The 20,554-nt window shown below is 37.6% G+C and carries 17 protein-coding genes and 1 rRNA gene; 6 read left to right on the top strand and 12 right to left on the bottom strand.

The genetic code is table 11. The annotated features are described in order from the left end of the window. Both H1X92_RS05550 and murI read right to left on the bottom strand, forming a co-directional pair. Positions 1-393 (bottom strand): 16S ribosomal RNA (locus tag H1X92_RS05550); the annotation flags it as partial. Between the two features lie 421 nt (positions 394-814). Next, positions 815-1,654: a glutamate racemase gene (gene murI / locus H1X92_RS05545; RefSeq protein WP_180559218.1), complete on the bottom strand. Its 840-nt coding sequence runs from the start codon at positions 1,652-1,654 to the stop codon at positions 815-817. 339 nt (positions 1,655-1,993) lie between these two features. Here murI and trmA point away from each other — a divergent pair, with 339 nt between their 5' ends. Continuing rightward, positions 1,994-3,097: a tRNA (uridine(54)-C5)-methyltransferase TrmA gene (gene trmA / locus H1X92_RS05540; protein ID WP_180559217.1), complete on the top strand. Its 1,104-nt coding sequence runs from the start codon at positions 1,994-1,996 to the stop codon at positions 3,095-3,097. A gap of 218 nt (positions 3,098-3,315) precedes the next feature. On the opposite strand, the gene fabR is transcribed toward trmA, so the two are convergent. Further along, positions 3,316-3,948 (bottom strand): HTH-type transcriptional repressor FabR, encoded by a 633-nt coding sequence (gene fabR, locus H1X92_RS05535; protein WP_180559223.1) that lies wholly within the window; start codon positions 3,946-3,948, stop codon positions 3,316-3,318. 221 nt (positions 3,949-4,169) lie between these two features. Here fabR and sthA point away from each other — a divergent pair, with 221 nt between their 5' ends. Then, positions 4,170-5,567: a Si-specific NAD(P)(+) transhydrogenase gene (gene sthA, locus H1X92_RS05530; RefSeq protein WP_180559216.1), complete on the top strand. Its 1,398-nt coding sequence runs from the start codon at positions 4,170-4,172 to the stop codon at positions 5,565-5,567. Positions 5,568-5,602: 35 nt separating this feature from the next. Here the strand turns inward: sthA and oxyR are convergent, their stop codons facing one another. Further along, the gene (gene oxyR / locus H1X92_RS05525) at positions 5,603-6,505 is read right to left on the bottom strand and encodes a DNA-binding transcriptional regulator OxyR (protein WP_180559215.1); all 903 of its coding nucleotides are present in this window, start codon (positions 6,503-6,505) and stop codon (positions 5,603-5,605) included. Between the two features lie 623 nt (positions 6,506-7,128). Here oxyR and argE point away from each other — a divergent pair. From argE to glnG, 4 genes are all read left to right on the top strand, one after another. After that, positions 7,129-8,301: an acetylornithine deacetylase gene (gene argE, locus H1X92_RS05520; protein WP_180559214.1), complete on the top strand. Its 1,173-nt coding sequence runs from the start codon at positions 7,129-7,131 to the stop codon at positions 8,299-8,301. A 245-nt stretch (positions 8,302-8,546) separates the two neighbouring features. After that, positions 8,547-9,956, top strand: a complete 1,410-nt coding sequence (gene glnA, locus H1X92_RS05515; RefSeq protein WP_180559213.1) for a glutamate--ammonia ligase — start codon at positions 8,547-8,549, stop codon at positions 9,954-9,956. 147 nt (positions 9,957-10,103) lie between these two features. Next, on the top strand, positions 10,104-11,147 hold the full coding sequence (glnL, locus tag H1X92_RS05510; RefSeq protein ID WP_180559212.1) for a nitrogen regulation protein NR(II): 1,044 nt from the start codon (positions 10,104-10,106) through the stop codon (positions 11,145-11,147). A gap of 9 nt (positions 11,148-11,156) precedes the next feature. Then, positions 11,157-12,584: a nitrogen regulation protein NR(I) gene (gene glnG, locus H1X92_RS05505; RefSeq protein ID WP_180559211.1), complete on the top strand. Its 1,428-nt coding sequence runs from the start codon at positions 11,157-11,159 to the stop codon at positions 12,582-12,584. A 45-nt stretch (positions 12,585-12,629) separates the two neighbouring features. On the opposite strand, the gene hemN is transcribed toward glnG, so the two are convergent. The 8 genes from hemN to pstB all read right to left on the bottom strand — a co-directional run bounded on the left by hemN (position 12,630) and on the right by pstB (position 20,529). Beyond that, positions 12,630-14,003, bottom strand: a complete 1,374-nt coding sequence (gene hemN / locus H1X92_RS05500) for an oxygen-independent coproporphyrinogen III oxidase (RefSeq protein ID WP_180559210.1) — start codon at positions 14,001-14,003, stop codon at positions 12,630-12,632. 230 nt (positions 14,004-14,233) lie between these two features. Beyond that, complete coding sequence (gene yihI / locus H1X92_RS05495) at positions 14,234-14,749, bottom strand: Der GTPase-activating protein YihI (protein WP_180559209.1); 516 nt, start codon at positions 14,747-14,749, stop codon at positions 14,234-14,236. A 168-nt stretch (positions 14,750-14,917) separates the two neighbouring features. Then, entirely contained in the window at positions 14,918-16,246 is a 1,329-nt protein-coding gene (locus H1X92_RS05490) for an NCS2 family permease (protein WP_180559208.1), read from the bottom strand. A gap of 254 nt (positions 16,247-16,500) precedes the next feature. Then, entirely contained in the window at positions 16,501-17,235 is a 735-nt protein-coding gene (locus H1X92_RS05485) for an amino acid ABC transporter permease (protein WP_180559207.1), read from the bottom strand. A gap of 1 nt (position 17,236) precedes the next feature. Beyond that, entirely contained in the window at positions 17,237-17,974 is a 738-nt protein-coding gene (locus tag H1X92_RS05480; RefSeq protein WP_180559206.1) for an amino acid ABC transporter permease, read from the bottom strand. Between the two features lie 60 nt (positions 17,975-18,034). Then, positions 18,035-18,859 carry an ABC transporter substrate-binding protein gene (locus H1X92_RS05475; RefSeq protein ID WP_180559205.1) on the bottom strand — a complete coding sequence of 275 codons (825 nt, stop codon included), beginning with the start codon at positions 18,857-18,859 and terminating at the stop codon, positions 18,035-18,037. Positions 18,860-19,018: 159 nt separating this feature from the next. Then, positions 19,019-19,738: a phosphate signaling complex protein PhoU gene (phoU, locus tag H1X92_RS05470; protein WP_180559204.1), complete on the bottom strand. Its 720-nt coding sequence runs from the start codon at positions 19,736-19,738 to the stop codon at positions 19,019-19,021. A 14-nt stretch (positions 19,739-19,752) separates the two neighbouring features. Further along, positions 19,753-20,529, bottom strand: coding sequence for a phosphate ABC transporter ATP-binding protein PstB (pstB, locus tag H1X92_RS05465; protein ID WP_180559203.1), 777 nt, complete (start codon positions 20,527-20,529; stop codon positions 19,753-19,755). Positions 20,530-20,554: the final 25 nt, after the last annotated feature.

Here is a 20,554-nt window from a genome sequence, read left to right as displayed (position 1 = left end):
TGCATCAGGCTTGCGCCCATTGTGCAATATTCCCCACTGCTGCCTCCCGTAGGAGTCTGGGCCGTGTCTCAGTCCCAGTGTGGCTGATCATCCTCTCAGACCAGCTAGAGATCGTCGCCTAGGTGAGCCTTTACCCCACCTACTAGCTAATCTCATATGGGTTCATCCGAAGGTGTGAGGCCTAATGGTCCCCCACTTTGCTCCTTAGAGATTATGCGGTATTAGCCACCGTTTCCAGTGGTTATCCCCCGCCTTCGGCCAGATCCCCATACCTTACTCACCCGTCCGCCGCTCGCCGGCAAGAAAGCAAGCTTTCTCCCGCTGCCGCTCGACTTGCATGTGTTAGGCCTGCCGCCAGCGTTCAATCTGAGCCATGATCAAACTCTTCAATTAAAAGTTTGATGCTCAAAGAATGTTTTACTGGCCGTAACGCTTCTTTTTGCCACTTTGTCGACGTTTTAACGCCTTCGCTGTGGCCCAAAATCACGTTACTGCTTATTAGTTCATATATGAATTAACTGTTTTGTCACTCTTCAAGACTTAATCTTCAAATAGTTTTTGATGATGTCTTGCGAGTGCCCACACAGATTGTCTGATTAATTGTTAAAGAGCGTGCGACCCAGGTCGCGAGGTGGCGTATATTACGCTTTTCACCTGTAAAGTCAAGTAGTTATTCTACTTTCTTTTTAATTACTGACTAAGAATTTAATTATTTATTCTTGGCCAGTGGGAGCGCATTATAGGCGGTTTTACGCCGCTGGCAACCGTTATTTAAAAAAAATTGTCTAATTGATTTATATTTCGACAAATCGACTTAAATAGAAATTTTTTCTAATTGATTGAAACCTTCATTCATCAGTACAGGGATAAGTTTTTCAGCTTCAACATCCTTTTTAGTGCAATAAGCGATATTTTTATTTTTAGTCAAAATCAAATTTTGATGATTATTGATTAACCAAACTGCTCGTCTAGCAATTGCTGCGCCAGAATCAATAAGTCGGGTTCCATCAAACAACACTTCTTTAAGTTCTTCTGTTAATAAAGGGAAATGTGTACAACCGAGTACAATAGTGTCAGGGGGTTCTTTCATTTTTAACCACGGTTTTACAATACGTACTAGCGTTTCTTTTGAGATTATATGACCATGAAGTTTTTTTTCTGCTAATTCGACTAATTCTGATGAAGCAATCATCTCAACTTTACAATCAATAGCAAATCGGTCGATTAGCTCTCTAGTATAGTTTCCACTAACAGTTGCCTTGGTTGCTAATAATCCAATAATACCATTACGTGTTAATTTAGTTGCGGGTTTTATGGCGGGAACAACACCTATAATTGGAAATTGAAAATGCGCTCTTAAAGCAGGCAGACTGACCGTACTTGCCGTATTACAAGCAATAATTGCTATTGCCAATGCGTGTTTTTGTTGAATTTGATCGATGAAGCGGATAATACGTTCAATAATAAATTCGGCGCTCTTTTCTCCATAGGGAAAAGCATCATTATCAAAAGCATAAATATAGTGTAGATCTGGCAATAACTGTCTAACTTCACGGTAAACAGATAACCCACCAACCCCAGAATCAAAAATTAGAATAGTTGGTCGAGCTGTTTTCAATTGAGCAGAGGTTACTTTTTTTATTTCATTTTTCATTCATTTCATCACAATAATGAACAATATACCGATAAGAGAATTGTTAGTAAAAATAGTCGTGAATAATTATACAGTAATACTAGATTGAATAAATCCATGTACAGCTGTAATAACTGTCCCCTTGTTTTAAGACAATATTATAACTTATTTTTATTTTTGCATTACTGTCCAATATCGATGGCCTAAAATTTTACGGCTCTTAGTAGCAATATTGAAAAGTAAGCTTTAGAAAAACTATTTTAATTACAAACCATAAATCGTGCAGCAAAGCTAGACATCTATTTCTCTTTCCCTACAATCTTACGATAGAAAATTTTTTATCAATATGAATCTGAATACATGCTAAATAATTTGTCAATTACCCAATACAACTCGCAGTTAACTGAAAAAATCAAATATTTAAACAGTATTATGCTGCCTTTTAATGCACCTAAACCAGAAATTTTTCGTTCTGATTTTTCCCACTATAGAATGCGCGCTGAATTTCGTCTTTGGCATGAAGGACAAGATTTATTTCATATAATGTTTGATCAAACGACTAAACAACGTATAAGAATTGATCAATTACCTGTCGCTTGTAAATTAATTAATCAAATGATGGTTGCTTTAATTCCATTAATTAAAGCTAAACCACTTTTACGTTATAAACTCTTCCAAGTAGATTATTTATCAACATTAAGTAATAAGATCATTGTTTCATTAATTTACCACAAAAAATTGAATGAGGAATGGATTGAGCAAGCTAAACAGTTACGTATTGCTTTAATTAGTCAAGGTTTTGATATACAGCTTATTGGACGTGCAGCAAAAACAAAAATTATATTAGAACAGGATCATATTGATGAGGTATTACCTATTGCAGGTAAATCAATTATCTATCGGCAAATTGAAAATAGTTTTACCCAACCCAATGCCGGAATAAATATCAAAATGTTAGAATGGGCAATTGATTGTACTAAAAACGCAAGAGGAGATTTACTTGAGCTTTATTGTGGAAACGGTAATTTTTCTATCGCACTAGCGCAAAATTTTAATCGTGTACTGGCAACCGAGATCGCAAAACCATCAGTAGCTGCCGCTCAATATAATATTGAAGCTAATAAAATTAATAATGTAAAAATTATCCGAATGTCGGCAGAAGATTTCACCCAAGCAATACAAGGTGAACGTCAGTTTAAACGCCTTGGAGATATTGATTTAACGAGTTATAAATGTGAAACTATTTTAATTGATCCACCTCGCTGTGGTTTAGATGAAAAAACGCTTGAATTAGTACAAAAATATCCACGTATTCTTTATATATCCTGTAATCCTAATACACTTTGTCACAATCTAAATATACTTAATAAAACCCATAAAATTCATCGAGTAGCATTATTCGATCAATTCCCTTATACCCACCATATTGAGTGTGGTGTTTTACTTGAGAATACAGACAATTAAATGAAATAAAAACGCCATTAAAAATATGGCGTTTTATAAGTCATAACGGTAAAGTGACTCATTAACGATGGATAATATTATTTTACTGTAAGAATAAATATTAAATAATATTGATAATATTTCTCTAACACTAATATTATTAAAAGTCATTTAAAAAGCTAATATAGGAGATATTAATAATAAATAGTTGCAATTTGGAGTTTACTGCAAAAAATTATTTATAATTTGATATTATGTTTTTCCTGTTCACGACGATACCAATAATAGGCTCCCCTAGCGATCATTCTAAGTTGTAATACTAATCGCTCTTCCAAAAGTTGCCTTTTTTCCTGATCAATATCTAATGCTTCTGCCCCCGCACTAAATACAATAGTCACCATGGCTTCTGCTTGTATTTCAGTAAAATACCGAGGCATATTACTTTCCTGTTGCAGGTAATCGGCCAATTCAGCAATAAAATGCTGAATTTCTCTGGCAACGGCAGCACGAAACTCAGCCGATGTGCCGGAACGTTCACGCAGCAATAACCGAAAGGCATTCGGATTATTACCAATAAATTCCATAAAAGTAGCAACAGATGTTCGAATGACACTGCCACCTTTTGCAATACGCTGTCGAGCTTGACGCATTAATTGACGGAGCATAAGCCCGCTTTCATCAACCATAGTCAATCCTAATTCATCAACATCACGAAAATGTCGATAAAAAGAAGTCGGTGCAATACCCGCTTCTCGAGCAACTTCACGTAAGCTGAGACTAGTAAAGCTACGCTCAGCACTCAATTGACTAAAAGCCGCTTCTACCAGAGAACGACGCGTTTTTTCTTTCTGCTTTGCTCTAATGCCTGTAATATTACTCACAGTAATTAATATACCTCTTCGATAATAATGCAACTAGACCACTATACCAAAATTTAACGGATTTGCAGTGTCCTTAAGTTTAACTAGTATATAAGGAATTTCTGTTTGTTTATTAAAATGTAGAGCCTAAATCTTATATTTAAGCTTGATTAAAGAAGATAATGTTAAAGTGAGTTGTTTATTTGTATTTACATAATAATAGGTTATACCGAATGCCACAGATTCAATTTGATACTATCGTTATTGGTTCCGGCCCCGGGGGAGAAGGTGCAGCAATGGGGTTGGTAAAACAAGGGAAAAAAGTTGCAGTCATTGAACGTTATAATAAGATTGGCGGTGGTTGTACCCACTGGGGAACCATTCCCTCTAAAGCGCTTCGGCATGCAGTCAGCAGAATTATCGAATTTAATCAAAATCCATTATATAGCGATAAGTCCCGACTTTTACGCTCTTCTTTCTCCGACATTCTTAAACAAGCCGAAACTGTAATCAATCAACAAACACATATGCGACAAGGATTTTACGAACGAAACGGTTGTAATATGTTTGCTGGTGAAGCCTCTTTCATTGACGAACATACCGTAAAAGTTCTTTATAATGATGGTACCGACGATACGCTATATGCTGAAAAAATTATTATCGCAACTGGCTCTCGTCCTTACTGTCCCCCCGATGTCGATTTTCAGCATTCACGCATTTACAATAGCGATTCAATTTTAACACTCAATCATGAACCCCGTCATGTTATCATTTATGGAGCAGGGGTAATTGGTTGTGAATATGCTTCAATTTTTAGAGGGTTAGGGGTAAAAGTTGATCTTATTAATACCCGTGATCACCTTCTATCGTTTCTAGATCAAGAAATGTCAGATGCTTTATCATACCATTTTTGGAATAATGGGGTTGTTATTCGCCATAATGAAGAATATGAAAAAATCGAGGGAACCGATGATGGCGTAATTATCCATCTGAAATCAGGTAAAAAGGTCAAAGCCGATTGTCTATTATATGCCAATGGCCGTACCGGAAATACCGATAATCTAAATTTAGAAAATATCGCTATTCCTATTGATAATCGAGGTCTGATTAAAGTTGACGCTACCTATCGTACTCACAATGAAAATATCTATGCGGTCGGCGATGTTATTGGTTATCCCAGCCTAGCTTCAGCAGCTTATGATCAAGGTCGTCTCGCTGCCCGTGCAATAACAACGGGTCACGGAGATACCCATTTAATTGAGGATATTCCAACTGGCATCTACACCATTCCAGAAATTAGTTCTGTCGGTAAAACAGAACAACAATTGACTGCCATGAAAATCCCATATGAAGTCGGGCGCGCTCAATTTAAACACTTAGCCAGAGCACAGATAGCAGGGATGAATGTAGGCAGTTTAAAAATTCTATTTCATGGCGAAACATTAAAAATTCTAGGTATTCACTGCTTTGGTGAGCGTGCAGCAGAAATTATTCATATTGGACAGGCTATTATGGAGCAAAAAGGTGAAGGTAATACTATTGAATATTTCGTTAATACTACCTTCAATTATCCAACTATGGCTGAAGCATTTCGGGTTGCCGCGCTAAATGGCTTAAACCGTCTGTTTTAAACAAATAGCTCCCAATATTAGTAGTAAGTAAACAATTAATTTTTACTATAGTATCGCTGCATTTGTTTACGTATTGCCTCAGCAAATTGTTCATGACAACTTCTAAGTGGTGAACCAGGACGATAAACTAAAACAACCGAACGTGAAGGAACAGGGTTAATACAATCAAGATAGTAGACGCCATCACGTTTTATCTCTTTCGGTACAGATAAATCTGGCAAGAGTGTGATACCACTGCCGGCTGCCACCATGTTACGTAATGTCTCCAAACTGGTGGCACGAAAGTGGGTATCATCTTTGGCTCCAACCTGAAAACAATATCCCATCGCTTGATCACGCAAACAGTGACCATCTTCCAACATAAGTAATTTCTGCCCGACAAGCTCGTGCATTTCAATTTCTTTACGATTGAACCATGGATGCCCTTCATAAATGGCTAATCGCATAGGTTCCTCATAGAGAGGAATTTCAATAAAAGCTTCGGTTTCTTTCACTTGCGCTAATATAGCACAATCCAGTTTGCCATTATTTAATTGCGCTAACAGATGGTGTGTTTGTGCTTCATGTAAATACATTTCCAATTTAGGAAATAAACGGTGTAACTCTGGAATAATGTGAGGCAAAAGATAAGGGCCGATGGTAGGAATTAATCCTATGTGTAAAGGGCCTGACATGCTTTCACCTTGCAAGGAAGCCATTTCCTGCAATATCTTAACTTCTCGCAATACTGTTCTAGCTTGTTCAACTAACAATAATCCCTGCTGAGTAAACAGAACCTTTCGGCTTGTTCGTTCTAACAACATAACCCCTAAATCGTCTTCTAATTTACGAATTTGACCGCTTAGGGTTGGTTGACTAACATGGCAGGCATCTGCAGCACGCCGAAAATGTTTATGCTCAGCTAATGCAACAAGGTACTCCAAATCACGAATATTCATGCCTACTCCTTCCCTAAATAGAAATTTGATAGAATCAACCTATCCATTCATCATAATGGATCCAATTTTCCTATCAACGAAAAAATTCAGCAATAAAATTTATTTTTATAATTCATAGACAAAAATGATGAAATTAAACGCTTGCACGGCGAGTTGTTTATCGCCAATGACTGATTTTACTAAGTAGCTAAAATGGCATAACTAACTTACGACCATAAACCACAGCTTCAACTTCAAAGTTACAAAATAGTCAGGCTCACTAAGCATCAATTGTAGACATCACCGATAAAGACTTTTCTGAACTTTTATGCTCAAATTAGTGGTCATAGCTTAATTTAAATCGACTTATTACGATAACTATTTTATCATAAATATTAATATGTTATAGCAAATATTTTCTATCCTTAAATAAAATCTTTAGAGCAAAAAATATTAATCAACGCTCCTTTACAGTATCAATTTTCCTTTATCCTGTTCCATATGGTGGTTATTGATTAAAGAAAAAATTAGTATCATTAATATTCTGCTTAATAATTCTTGTACACTGAACTAACATTGATTACTGTATTTTTATTCAAAGAAATGTATGAGTATTGAAATTTTAGTCATTAAGGCTGGCTGCCGTGAAAGCGAAACTCCCAACATTTATCGAGTTATACCGTCAATTAATTGCTATACCATCAATTAGTTCTGTCGATGCAAGACGCGATCAAAGTAATAAAGCATTAATTAATCTACTAGCAGAATGGCTAACAACGCTAGGTGGAAAAATAACCATTCAACCTGTGCCAGAAACCCGGCATAAATTCAATTTACTGGCTACTTTTGGCCAAGGAGAGGGGGGATTACTACTCTGTGGGCATACTGATACGGTTCCTTATGATGATGGCCGCTGGACAAAAGATCCTTTCCAATTAACGGAATATAGCAATAAGTTATATGGTTTAGGCAGCGCGGATATGAAAGGATTTTTCGCTTTTATTATTGATGCCTTACGCAATATTGATATTCATCAGTTACAGCATCCTATCTATATTTTGGCAACTGCTGATGAAGAAACCACCATGGCCGGCGCGCGTTATTTTGCCACAACTGCTGAAATTCAACCTGAATTGGCGATTATTGGCGAGCCAACTTCACTGCGACCCATTCGCGCTCATAAGGGGCATATTGCCAATGCCATTCGTATTATTGGCCAATCAGGCCATTCTAGTGATCCTGCGCAGGGTGTTAATGCAATTGAATTGATGCATGAAACCATTAGTCAGTTAATCTTACTGAGAAATAGATTAAAAACTGATTATCACCACGAGGCATTTGTTATTCCCTATCCAACAATGAATTTTGGACATATTCATGGCGGGGATGCAGTGAATCGAATTTGTGGCTGTTGTGAATTACACATCGATATACGCCCACTACCTGGTCTGTCACTACAAAATTTGGATGAATTGTTGCAGGCCGCACTTAAACCAATTAAGCATCGTTGGCCAGATCGCTTAATTATCAAGGAACTACATCCTCCAATTCCAGGTTTTGAATGCCCAATCAATCATAAGATGGTGAAAATAATTGAAAATTTATTAAATCAGAAAGCGCAAAACGTTAATTACTGCACCGAAGCGCCTTTTATTCAAACACGCTGTCCAACATTAATATTAGGGCCTGGTTCGATAGAGCAAGCGCATCAACCTGATGAATTTATTGAAATTAAATATATTAAACCGACAATTGCATTACTATCACAAATGATATCCCATTTTTGTTTAAAAAATAACCGACAAATAGGAAATTAAAGAAAATAATCTCAGTGTTCCTCTTGTTGATTGCACCATTATTGTGCTTTTAAAGTACCTTAAATGCACTTAAATAGTGCAAATTACTATTGAATTTATGATTATTTATTAATAAATCATTCAAAAAGCATTTATTCTAGGTTATAAATAATTTGGCATGATTTTCGCTTAATAAATAATTAACCAATTTTAATAAAACTTTTTGGCGCTATCGTTCAAAACAGGATCCAATCAGGAGAAGCTTTATGTCTGTTGAGCATGTTTTATCCATGATAAAAGAGCAGCATGTTAAATATATTGATCTACGCTTTACCGATACCAGAGGTAAAGAGCAACATATCACTATTCCTGCTCACCAAATCAACGAAGATTTCTTCGAAGAGGGAAAAATGTTTGACGGCTCGTCTATTGCCGGTTGGAAAGGAATCAATGAATCAGATATGATGCTTATGCCTGATCCCGAGACGGCAGTACTAGATCCTTTTTTTAGTGATTCAACCCTAATTATTCGCTGTGATATCTTAGAACCGAATACCCATCAGGGTTATCAACGCGATCCACGTTCAATTTCTAAACGCGCCGAAAATTTCTTATGTAGCAGCGGTATTGCTGATAAAGTTTTATTTGGCCCTGAACCTGAATTCTTTGTATTTGATGATATTCGCTTTGGCAACCATATTTCTGGTGCTTATTACCATATCGATGATATCGAAGCAGCCTGGAATTCCGGCGCACAATATGAAGAGGGTAATAAAGGACATCGGCCAAGCGTTAAAGGGGGGTATTTTCCTGTTCCACCCGTTGATTCTTCACAAAATATGCGCTCCGCCATGTGTTCCACCATGGAGAAAATGGGATTAATTGTCGAAGCACACCATCATGAAGTTGCCACCGCAGGTCAAAACGAGGTCGCTACCCGTTTTAATACCATGACTAAAAAAGCCGATGAAACACAAATATACAAATATGTAGTACATAATATTGCCCATTCTTTTGGCAAAACAGCGACATTTATGCCAAAACCACTCGTCGGTGATAACGGCTCTGGCATGCATTGTCATATGTCGCTGGAAAAAAACGGCACCAACTTGTTTGCCGGTGATAAGTATGGCGGGTTGTCTGAAATAGCACTTTATTATATTGGCGGTATTATCAAACATGCACGTGCTTTGAATGCATTTACTAATCCAACCACCAATTCTTATAAACGTTTGGTACCTGGTTTCGAAGCGCCGGTAATGTTGGCTTATTCTGCCCGTAACCGTTCAGCTTCTATTCGCATTCCAATCGTCGCCAATCCCAGAGCATCACGTATTGAAGTTCGTTTTCCTGATCCGGCAGCCAATCCTTATCTAGCCTTTGCAGCACAATTAATGGCAGGTCTCGATGGAATAATGAATAAAATTCATCCTGGCGAAGCGATGGATAAAAATTTATATGATTTACCTGCGGAAGAAGCACAAGAGATCCCAACAGTTGCCAGTTCACTGGAAGAAGCCCTACAGGCGTTGGCTGTTGATCGTCAATTTTTGAAACGTGGTGAAGTATTTACTGATGAAACGATAGACTCGTATATCAACTTATTAAAAAATGATGTTCAACGTATTCAGATGGCACCTCATCCATTAGAGTTCGAAATGTACTACAGCGTTTGATAAGCCATTCTCCGCTGAGTATTTTTTGTTGTGTCACATTTACCTCATCTTTTGATGAGGTTTTTTCTGCATAATTATTGAACAAAAACGCCTGGTTTATACTCAAATATGTTAATATGCACTAAAAAGGTGCAGGAGTAGAACTTAGTGAAAATTGATAATTTACCAATTGCCGATCATATTTTAGATTGCTTATTACATAATATTCTATTACTGGATCATAAACTCATCGTCCATTACGCTAATCATGCTAGCCGCCAATTTTTTTTAGCTAGCCCAAGAAAATTGCTGGGAACACCGCTCCCGGTACTTTTTGATTATTGTTCGCTTAATATGGATTTAATGCAGAAAAAAATAAAAAAAAATCTAAGTTTTACCGATAATGAAGCCACTCTGGTTATCAATAATCACTCTTATATCGTAACTATCAGTGCACAGCCTATTTCACCCTGTTTTATTTTATTAGAATTTTCGCCGGTCAATTACTATCGCCGTATCGAGCAAGAACAATCATTACAAATACTATCACGTGACTTAATCCGAACTTTAGCCCATGAAATAAAAAACCCGTTAGGCGGTTTACGTGGCGCAGCTCAGCTGTTAGCCAAAACCCTTTCTAATTCTGAACAGTTGGAATATACCGAAGTTATTATTGAGCAAGCCGATCGCCTACGCAATCTAGTTGATCGTCTACTCGGCCCTCAACACCAAGGCGCAAAAACAACACAGAGTATCCATCAGGTAATTGAGCGTACTTACCACTTAATATCACTGACGCTACCGAAAAATATTAAATTAATAAAAGACTATGATCCTAGTTTACCTGAATTTCCACACTATCCCGAACAAATTGAACAAGTGTTACTTAATTTAAGTCAAAACGCGATACAAGCAATGGAAGAAAATGGCGGAACCTTGACTATACGGACTCGCACTGCATTTCAAACGACATTACAGGGAAAAACGTATCGACTTGCCGCTCGTATTGATATTGAAGATAATGGTCCTGGCATTCCATCACAGATACAAGATACGCTATTCTATCTCACAGTAAGCCATCGTCAGGGTGGCAATGGTTTAGGACTTTCAATTGTGCAAAATATTATTATTGACCAGCACGCAGGTCGGATCGAATTTTCCAGTTGGCCTGGCCATACGCAATTTTCGATTTATCTTCCTATTAAGAATTAGGTAACTGATATGCAAAAAGGTAAGGTGTGGATCGTTGATGATGATAGGGCTATTCGTTGGGTTCTAGAACGAGCATTAAACAATGCCAGCATGGAATGTACTAGCTTTGAAGATATGCAAAGTGTATTAGCTGCATTAGAAAAAACCTGTCCGGATGTTTTAATTTCCGATATTCATATGCCAGATAACGATGGGTTAACACTACTGACACGCCTAAAACAAAGCCATCCTAAATTACCGATTATTATTATGACCGCCCATTCAGATCTCAATACGGCAGTTAATGCCTATCAACAAGGTGCTTTTGATTACTTGCCAAAACCTTTCGATATTGACGAAACGATATCGTTGGTTAAACGCGCACTTAATTATTATCGCAATCAACAACCGAATACTGGATCAAATACTTCTCCGATGGCGAGTGTCAGCAAAATTATTGGTGAAGCACCGGCCATGCAGGAAGTTTATCGAATTATTGGTCGTTTATCTCGCTCCTCGATTAGTGTACTTATTAATGGTGAGTCTGGCACTGGTAAAGAGTTAATTGCGGATGCGCTTCATCGTCATAGCCCTAAAGCAGCTGGGCCATTTATTGCACTAAATATGGCGGCTATTCCTAAAGAACTGATTGAGTCTGAGTTATTTGGTCATGAAAAAGGCGCTTTTACGGGTGCCAGTCAGGTCAGACAGGGACGCTTCGAACAAGCGCATGGCGGTTCACTTTTTCTCGATGAAATTGGTGATATGCCACTTGATATTCAAACGCGCCTGTTACGCGTATTGGCTGAAGGACAATTTTATCGGGTTGGTGGTTATACACCCATTAAAGTTGATGTCCGTATTATTGCGGCAACCCATCAATGTCTCGAACAATTAGTACAAGAAGGCAAATTTAGAGAAGATCTTTTTCATCGCCTCAATGTCATCCGCATTCCTCTTCCACCATTGCGTGAACGGTCTGAAGATATTCCGCTTTTAGCCCGCCATTTCCTCCACCAGACAGCGCAACAACTTGGTGTGGAAAGCAAGATTTTGGCGCCACAGACCGAAACCATCTTAATGTCTTTACCTTGGTCAGGTAATGTGCGCCAGTTAGAAAATGTCTGTCGCTGGCTTACCGTGATGTCTTCCAGCCAAGAGATATTGCCGCAAGATCTGCCAAGTGATTTGCAACAAAATCAACAATTTCTTTATTCACCTAAAAAGACACTAGCGACAAATAACAAAAAATGGCTTGATCCGTTGGCTAATTGGACAAAAACCGCGCTCGAAAATAATAAACACCATTTACTACAGGAAGTTTTGCCGCAGATTGAACGTACCATGCTTGAATGTGCTTTAACCTATACCAAAGGTCATAAACAAGAGGCTGCTCGTTTACTCGGCTGGGGGAGAAATACTCTTACTCGTAAGTTGAAAGAATTTGGTATGTCTTAGTAAAAAAGAGCGGCAATATACAACTATGCTATCCCCTTTAACCTGCTAAATCACTCGTGAAAATTGACGTTGACGCATTTGGTTGCGCAAATAAATATCAAAACACATACATATATTTCGGATCAGTAATCGGCCTTTAGCAGTAATTTGTAGTTCTCTTTGACCAACAATCACTAAGCCATCTGCTATCATCGGTTGTAATAACTGTAAATCTGCAAAAAAATAATCCTTGAAATCAATTTGATAGCGATCTTCAATATCACTATAAACCAGCTGGAAATTACAGATTAAAGTTTTGATCACATCACGCCGAATACAATCATCCTGTGTTAAGGATAAACCTTTGCATAATGCATGCTGATGATTTTCAATGGCCTGATAGTAAGCGCTTAAATCTTTTTGATTTTGCGCATAATGGTCACCTAACATGCTAATTGCTGATACGCCCAATCCCAGTAGATCACAGTTTTGCTGGGTAGTATAGCCCTGAAAATTACGATGCAAGACGCCATTACGTTGTGCAATAGCCAATTCGTCGTTAGGTTTAGCAAAATGATCCATACCAATAAATTGGTAACCATTTTGTGTCAAGGTGAAAATCGTTTGCTGTAAAATAGTCAGTTTTTGTTCTGCTGTCGGTAGATCCTGGGTTTTAATTTTGCGTTGTGCAGCAAAGAGATGAGGCATATGGGCATAATTAAAGACACTTAAACGATCAGGCGAAAGTGCCAATACTCGCTCTAGAGTAAAAGCAAAAGTTTCCGCTGTCTGTTTAGGTAAACCATAAATTAAATCAATACTGGTAGAGTTAAACCCCACCTCACGTGCACGTTGCATCAAAGCAAAAATAAACGCTTCATCCTGCTGACGGTTAACTAAATGTTGTACCTGTTTATTAAAATCCTGCACGCCCATACTCAGGCGGTTAAAACCCTCACACCGCAAATGATCAATAACATGCAATTCTATTTCTCGCGGATCAATTTCAATTGATATTTCGGCATCAGCGGCAAAATCAAAGTGTGATTTTAACATTGCCATTAGTTGACTGAGCTGGGATTTATCCAAATAAGTTGGTGTTCCCCCTCCCCAATGCATTTGGATCACAGTTCGGTTGGTAAATAATCTCGCTTGTTTTATGATCTCTTTTTCTAAAACCAGCAGATAGTTATCTGCTTTATGTTTATGGCGAGTCACCAGCTTATTACAACCACAGAAATAACACAGCTTATGACAAAACGGAATATGTACATAAAGAGACAGTGGTCTGTCAGGATAGCGACTAGCGGCAATAGCAAAATCACTATCACTATAATTGTGGTTAAATTCTAACGCAGTAGGATAAGAGGTATACCTAGGCCCAGCATAGTTATATTTTTGAATGAGGGAAAGATCCCAAATAATACTCTGCTCTGACATTTTTTTATCCTTCAATATGGCTATCTCCTGTCTTATAGCCAAACTCACATTACTCTATTTATTACTACCATCTTAAGCGATAAAAAAATTATCTTAATTTGCTGTAAATAATACATTCAGCAAAAATAGTGACTGATAAGTTATTTATGATTTAACAGCAGCCAATATTACTATTTTATAAGGTAATAACACACATTTTTACGATTAAATAATTATGGAATAAACAATGCTTACTTCCCTTTCAAAAGCCGCATAATGTCATCCGATTTATCATCTTCTTCTTCGTCATCAAGCTCAATACCAACTATTTTCAACAAGCAATCAATTCGCTCCAGTTGTTTATCCACATAAGCCATTTCCTCTTTAGCTAATGTTTTACCTTCTTCAAGATGAGTTAATAACGTGGCTAAACGTTCATCATTTTCCAATAATGCCAACTCTTCTTCTGGTGATAATATTGATTTTTCTATCTTGTTTGTTTTTGGCTTGGTGATATTTAAATCTTTTTCTTCTTTAGCATCAATCACTAGTGCTATCGGTTTCTTACTGCCTATACGAGGATCTTTCTCCATCAACAAACAATTGTTATTTTGGGCGTCAGTTCTATTTTGATAACGGCTACCTGCTACGTGGCCACGCTTTTTTTTCTGTTTTTTTCGTTCACGACTGGCTAAATTTAGCGATTCACGATTTTTTTTCATTTTATTTGCTGCTTTTACAGCAGGTTTTTTCTTGTGCCCAGACATAACTAATTTTCTCTCATTGCGGATTTTCAATACTCTATTTAACACAATAATATGATATATAGATGACTTATACTAGCTACAGTAAAATTAGAATAAATAAAAAATTTGATAAAATTGTTATCGAAGTGATTTAAATAAATTCATTATTTAGTTAATGTATTAATGCTATTAAGCATCAACCAAAATAATTTTTGCAATGAATAATAGCGCCACAATAACGACTGCCGAACCAATCTCACGCCAGCGTCCTGTCCCTATTTTCATTACACAATAAGCAATAAAACCTAATGCGATACCTTCAGTGATTGAAAAACTAAAAGGCATCATAACAGCTGTGATAAAAGCGGGCACTGACTCGGTTAAATCATGCCACTTAACACGCGTTAGACTTGATGTCATCAAAACACCAACATAAATTAGTGCGCCAGCTGTCGCATATGCGGGCACCATACTAGCTAACGGTGAAATAAAAATGGTTAATAAAAATAGCAAGCCAACCACAATCGCGGTTAATCCTGTACGTCCACCTATCGCTACCCCAGAACTACTTTCAATATAGGCGGTGACTGAAGATGTTCCCATTGCGCTACCCGCGACTGAGCTTAAACTATCAACATAAAGCGCTTGTTTCATCTGTGGGAATTTACCCGTCTTATCAGCTAAACCCGCTTTATCGGTAACACCGATTAAAGTTCCGGAAGAATCAAAAAGATTAATTAGCATGAAAGAGAAAATAACACCAGACAAAGCAATATCTAATGAGCCAATCATATCGACATGTCCTACAACCGTCATGATGCTAGGTGGTAACGCAAAAAAACCATTATATTGGACATCCCCAATAATCATGCCAATAATCGTGGTGATCACAATAGATACAAGGACTGCAGCATGAATATGACGAGCGGCTAACACGGCAATGATAAAAAATCCTAAGATCCCCAATAACACATTAGATTGGGAAAAATTACCAATTGCTACTAGGGTATCCGGATTAGCAACAATAATGCCCGCATTTTTCAATCCCATCAGGGCAATAAATAAACCAATACCGCTAGTGATACCAACCCGTAAGCTTAAGGGGATATGCGCAATAATCCAGTAACGAATATGAAAAAGCGTTAAGAGAAATAAACCAACAGCTCCCCAGAAGATTGCACCCATTGCCACTTGCCAGGAATACCCCATAGCACCAACAACGACAAAAGCAAAAAAGGCATTTAATCCCATCGCAGGAGCCACAGCTACCGGTAAATTGGCCACGATCCCCATCATAATACTACCTAATGCCGCAACTAGACAGGTAGTGACAAAAACAGCTTTAATATCCATTCCTGCCATTGATAGAATTTGCGGATTAACAAAAACGATATAAACCATTGTCAAAAACGTCGTCAATCCGGCGATGATTTCTGTTCGAACTGTGGTGCCATGTTCTTGTAATTTAAACATGCGCTGAAGCAGACTCTGTTGTCTGATCGGATCTGTTTTGTTCATATACATAGCCTAATAAAAAAAGGGTTTTTGCTCTATCCTACAATAAAACTAATTCAATTAGTTAATTATAAAATAGAAAAAAGAAAAACAATTATCTGACATAATGATGCGAATGAGTATTCAACTCAATAATCACTCTGAAAATAAAGCTTAGCCGAATCAAAAGAGGGTAGCAGAAACTCCAACAAATAAATCACCCCTGGTGGCCAAGCTTTCATCTATTCTGAATGAGCCACAACATAAAATAGTGGATATTAGAGGCAAGCCAACTGTTTTAGTTGCTTGCCAGACAATAGAGCCAGTGACGACCGATTTTTTTCTAAACGAAGTAAGAATTGGTTTGCGATCATCTCAAGTGAAAAACACATAATAAAATAGATTAGAGCAACAAATAGAAAAACCTCCATTGGATAAATCATTTCTCGATTATTCACTTGAGTTGCTAAAAATGATAGTTCTGCCACTCCGACAATATAAGCCAATGAAGTATCTTTAATTAATGCAATCCATTGATTAATAAATGAGGGGATCATCATCCGTAACGCTTGCGGCAGTATAATATGCCATAATACCGCCCAACGAGTAAAACCTAACGACATTCCGGCTTGCCACTGTCCTTGGCCAATAGCCAAAATACCTGCTTTCACTCCATGTGCCAAATAAGCTGACGCGATCAAAGCTAATGCACAAACTACAGTCGCCAGTTCAGGAATATCCGTGCCTAATAAAATAGGTAATAGAAAGTAACTCCAGAAAATTAACATGATGACAGGTATAGCACGGAAAAAACCTAATACAGCTGCCAGCAAATTTGACCACCAACCTTTTAACATCGCTAATGCAATTCCACCAGCAATACCAAGAAAAATAGAGATACCTCCTGCTAATAAACTTATTAACAGTGTCAATGCTGCGCCTTCTAAAGGGCCATCAGGAAATGTACCAAATAACAGATAGCGCCAATTGTCGGCAATGACTGCAAAATTCATACTAATGTCCCTTAATTAATAGACGTTGCTGACGCCATTGTCCCCAGGCTTCCATCACAGCAATAATGGCGATATAAAGGATTGTCGCCACGCCAAATGCTGCAAAGGTTTGTAAACTTTGACTTTCAATCTGACGAGAAACATAAGAAAGTTCAGCAACACCAATTGCCATGGTCAGGGAAGAATTTTTCACGATATTCATATACTGTCCCAACAAAGGCGGCATTGCGATTTTTAACGCTTGGGGCAAAACAACATAACGCATGGCTTGCCAGCCTGATAAACCTAATGCTAAGGCAGCAAATTTTTGCCCTTGTCTTACACCATAAATACCAGCTCTTATTTCTTCAGCAATAAAAGGAGTAGAGTAGAGGATTAACCCAATCACACCGGCCAAAAACTCAAATGATGGCCATGCTAGCTGAATACCGAGAATAGTGAGCTGATGTGGTGTATTTAGCCATTGCATAACTGATTCCGGTAATATTCCTCCAACAGCGAAGTACCAAAAAAAAAGCTGTATTAATAATGGGGTATTACGAAATAGTGAGATATAAATCATTGCCAACCAACGCAAAAAAATGACCTGGCTATCTCTAGCAGCAACGACAACAAATCCTAACAGGGATGAGAAAACTATGGCACAAAACGAGATCCAAATAGTAATGACTAAGCCCTGCCAAATCCAATAAAGATACTCGGGTGCTAATAGCTGGGTAGAGAAAAAGTATTCAAACATTGATATAACCTATTTATGATAAAGGGACTCATTTAGGTATTTTTATAAAAATAATATTATTTATTTTTCTAATGGTGCAAATTTAAAATCACCACGTGGTAGTGCTGCTTTAGTATCTGGGCCAAACCAACGATTATAAATTATTTCTGCCTGACCACTTTTTTCTAATTTTAATAAAGTATTATTTACTGCATTGATTAAATTCGTTTCACCTTTAGCGGCTGCTAATGCCTGATATTCACGCGTAAGACTAAAAGGTGAGATCTCATAATCTGCTTTCACTTTGGCCGGTAAATTCCCCAATAAACCAACAAGTTTGGCGTCATCTTGAGTTATAGCTTGTACATTGCCATTTCGTAATGCAGCAAAAGCAAGCGGCGTATCATCGTAAGATATTACTTTAGTATTAGGATAGCGTTCACGTAGGGTGATTTCCTGCACTGTTCCTTTATCCGCGCCGATACGTAAAGGAATAATGTCATCAGCCGTTTTTAATACCTTAATACGTGCGATAAACTTCTGTCCAGTGGCAAAATCAGGAATTGAAAAATCAACTTGTTTAGCGCGTTCATTGGTAATAGTAAAGTTAGCACCAATCAGATCCACCTTACCTCCTGTTAATAGAGGTATTCGATTGGCTGGATTAGTAGGACGTAATACTAATTTAACACCAAAATCATTAGCAATCGCTTCAGCAATATCAATGTCATAACCCACCAATTTTTTAGTTTTAGCATCAATAAAACCAAAAGGTGGATTACTATCAAAAACAGCAATACTGATCACACCAGATTTTTTGATACTTTCCAATTTATCTGCTATCGCCAGCCCTGAGACCAAGGCTAATGAGACAGATAATAAAGTTGCAATAAGATTGGATTTCATTTCACTATTACCCTTTACTGTCAATTTTTGTATATTTATTCAAATCAAATTATCAATTCACTGTTAGAACAGGAAATAATATAAAAGTCTATATTTATTCCAAAACAGAATAACCATAAGCTGAAAATAATCATTGAATGATTTACTGCAAACGGTCTGTTAATGACTACCCTTAGTCAACATTTTTTCCACAAAATCCCCACCTAAGTGACGAAAATCTTGCCCTTTTGAATAATAGAAAATAAATTCACAAATATTTTGGCACCGATCACCTATTCGCTCAATAGAACGCGCGCAAAACAGCGCTGTTAATACACTAGGTATGGTGCGAGGATCTTCCATCATATAAGTCATGAGTTGGCGAACAATACCTTCATACTCTTCATCAACTTTTTTATCTTCCAGATAAACCCCAATTGCTGCATCCAAATCCATCCGAGCAAACGCATCCAACACATTATGTAACATTTGAATAGTATGTCCACCTAGCGCTTCCAGACTGACAAGAAGCGATTGATGTTGCTCAGAAAACTTCTCCAATGCAACCTCACAAATCTTATCAGCCACATCACCAATCCGTTCAAGTTCTGCAATGGTTTTCGAAATTGCCATAATTAAACGTAAATCACTGGCAGTAGGCTGCCGCTTAGCAATAATGCGCACACATGCCTCATCAATCGCCACCTCCATCATATTGACTTTTTGATCGTCCTCTATCACTTTTTTTGCCAAATCCTGATCTTGGTTATGTAAAGCTTCAATGGCATTTTTTAGTTGTTCTTCTACCAATCCACCCATTTTCATTAATTCAGTACGAATATGCTCCAACTCAGCATTAAACTGGCCGGAAATATGTCTGTTGTAATTTAAATTATCCATGGTAGTACCCTATATCAACCGTAGCGGCCAGTAATATAATCTTCAGTCTGTTTTACTGTAGGTGTAGTAAACAAAGTATCTGTATCATTAAATTCCATCAATTCACCTAAATACATAAATGCTGTGTAGTCGGAGCAACGTGCTGCCTGCTGCATATTATGAGTAACCATTACCACGGTATACTCAGATTTCAGTTCACTTATTAACTCTTCAATGCGTCCTGTTGAGATAGGATCAAGTGCTGAACAAGGCTCATCTAATAACAAGATTTCTGGCCGGATCGCAATACCACGAGCAATACACAACCGCTGCTGCTGGCCGCCTGATAAACTATAGCCACTATGCGAAAGTTTATCTTTCGTTTCATCCCAAAGGGCGGCTTTAGTTAACGCCCATTGAACACGTTCATCCATTTCAACGCGAGAAAGTTTCTCAAATAAACGCACTCCAAAAGCAATATTGTCATAGATTGACATCGGAAATGGCGTAGGTTTTTGAAAAACCATACCTACTCTGGCGCGCAATAAGGCAATATCTTGTTCATCGGTCAAAATATTGGTGCCATCCAGCAAAATTTCACCTTCTGCATGCTGTTCAGTGTAGAGTTCATACATCTTATTAAATGTACGTAAAAGGGTAGATTTACCACAGCCTGAAGGGCCAATAAAAGCCGTGACTTTATTCTCTGCAATATTTAACGAAATGTTTTTTAGCGCATGAAATTTACCATAGTAGAAGTTCAAGTCACGAACTTGAATTTTACTTCCTACCCTATCGTTTACTTTAATCATCAATTAATCTCTTAAATTTGTCATC

The organism is Arsenophonus endosymbiont of Apis mellifera (assembly GCF_903968575.1).
Taxonomy (GTDB): domain Bacteria; phylum Pseudomonadota; class Gammaproteobacteria; order Enterobacterales; family Enterobacteriaceae; genus Arsenophonus; species Arsenophonus apicola.
This window is presented reverse-complemented; position numbering and strand designations above follow the sequence as displayed.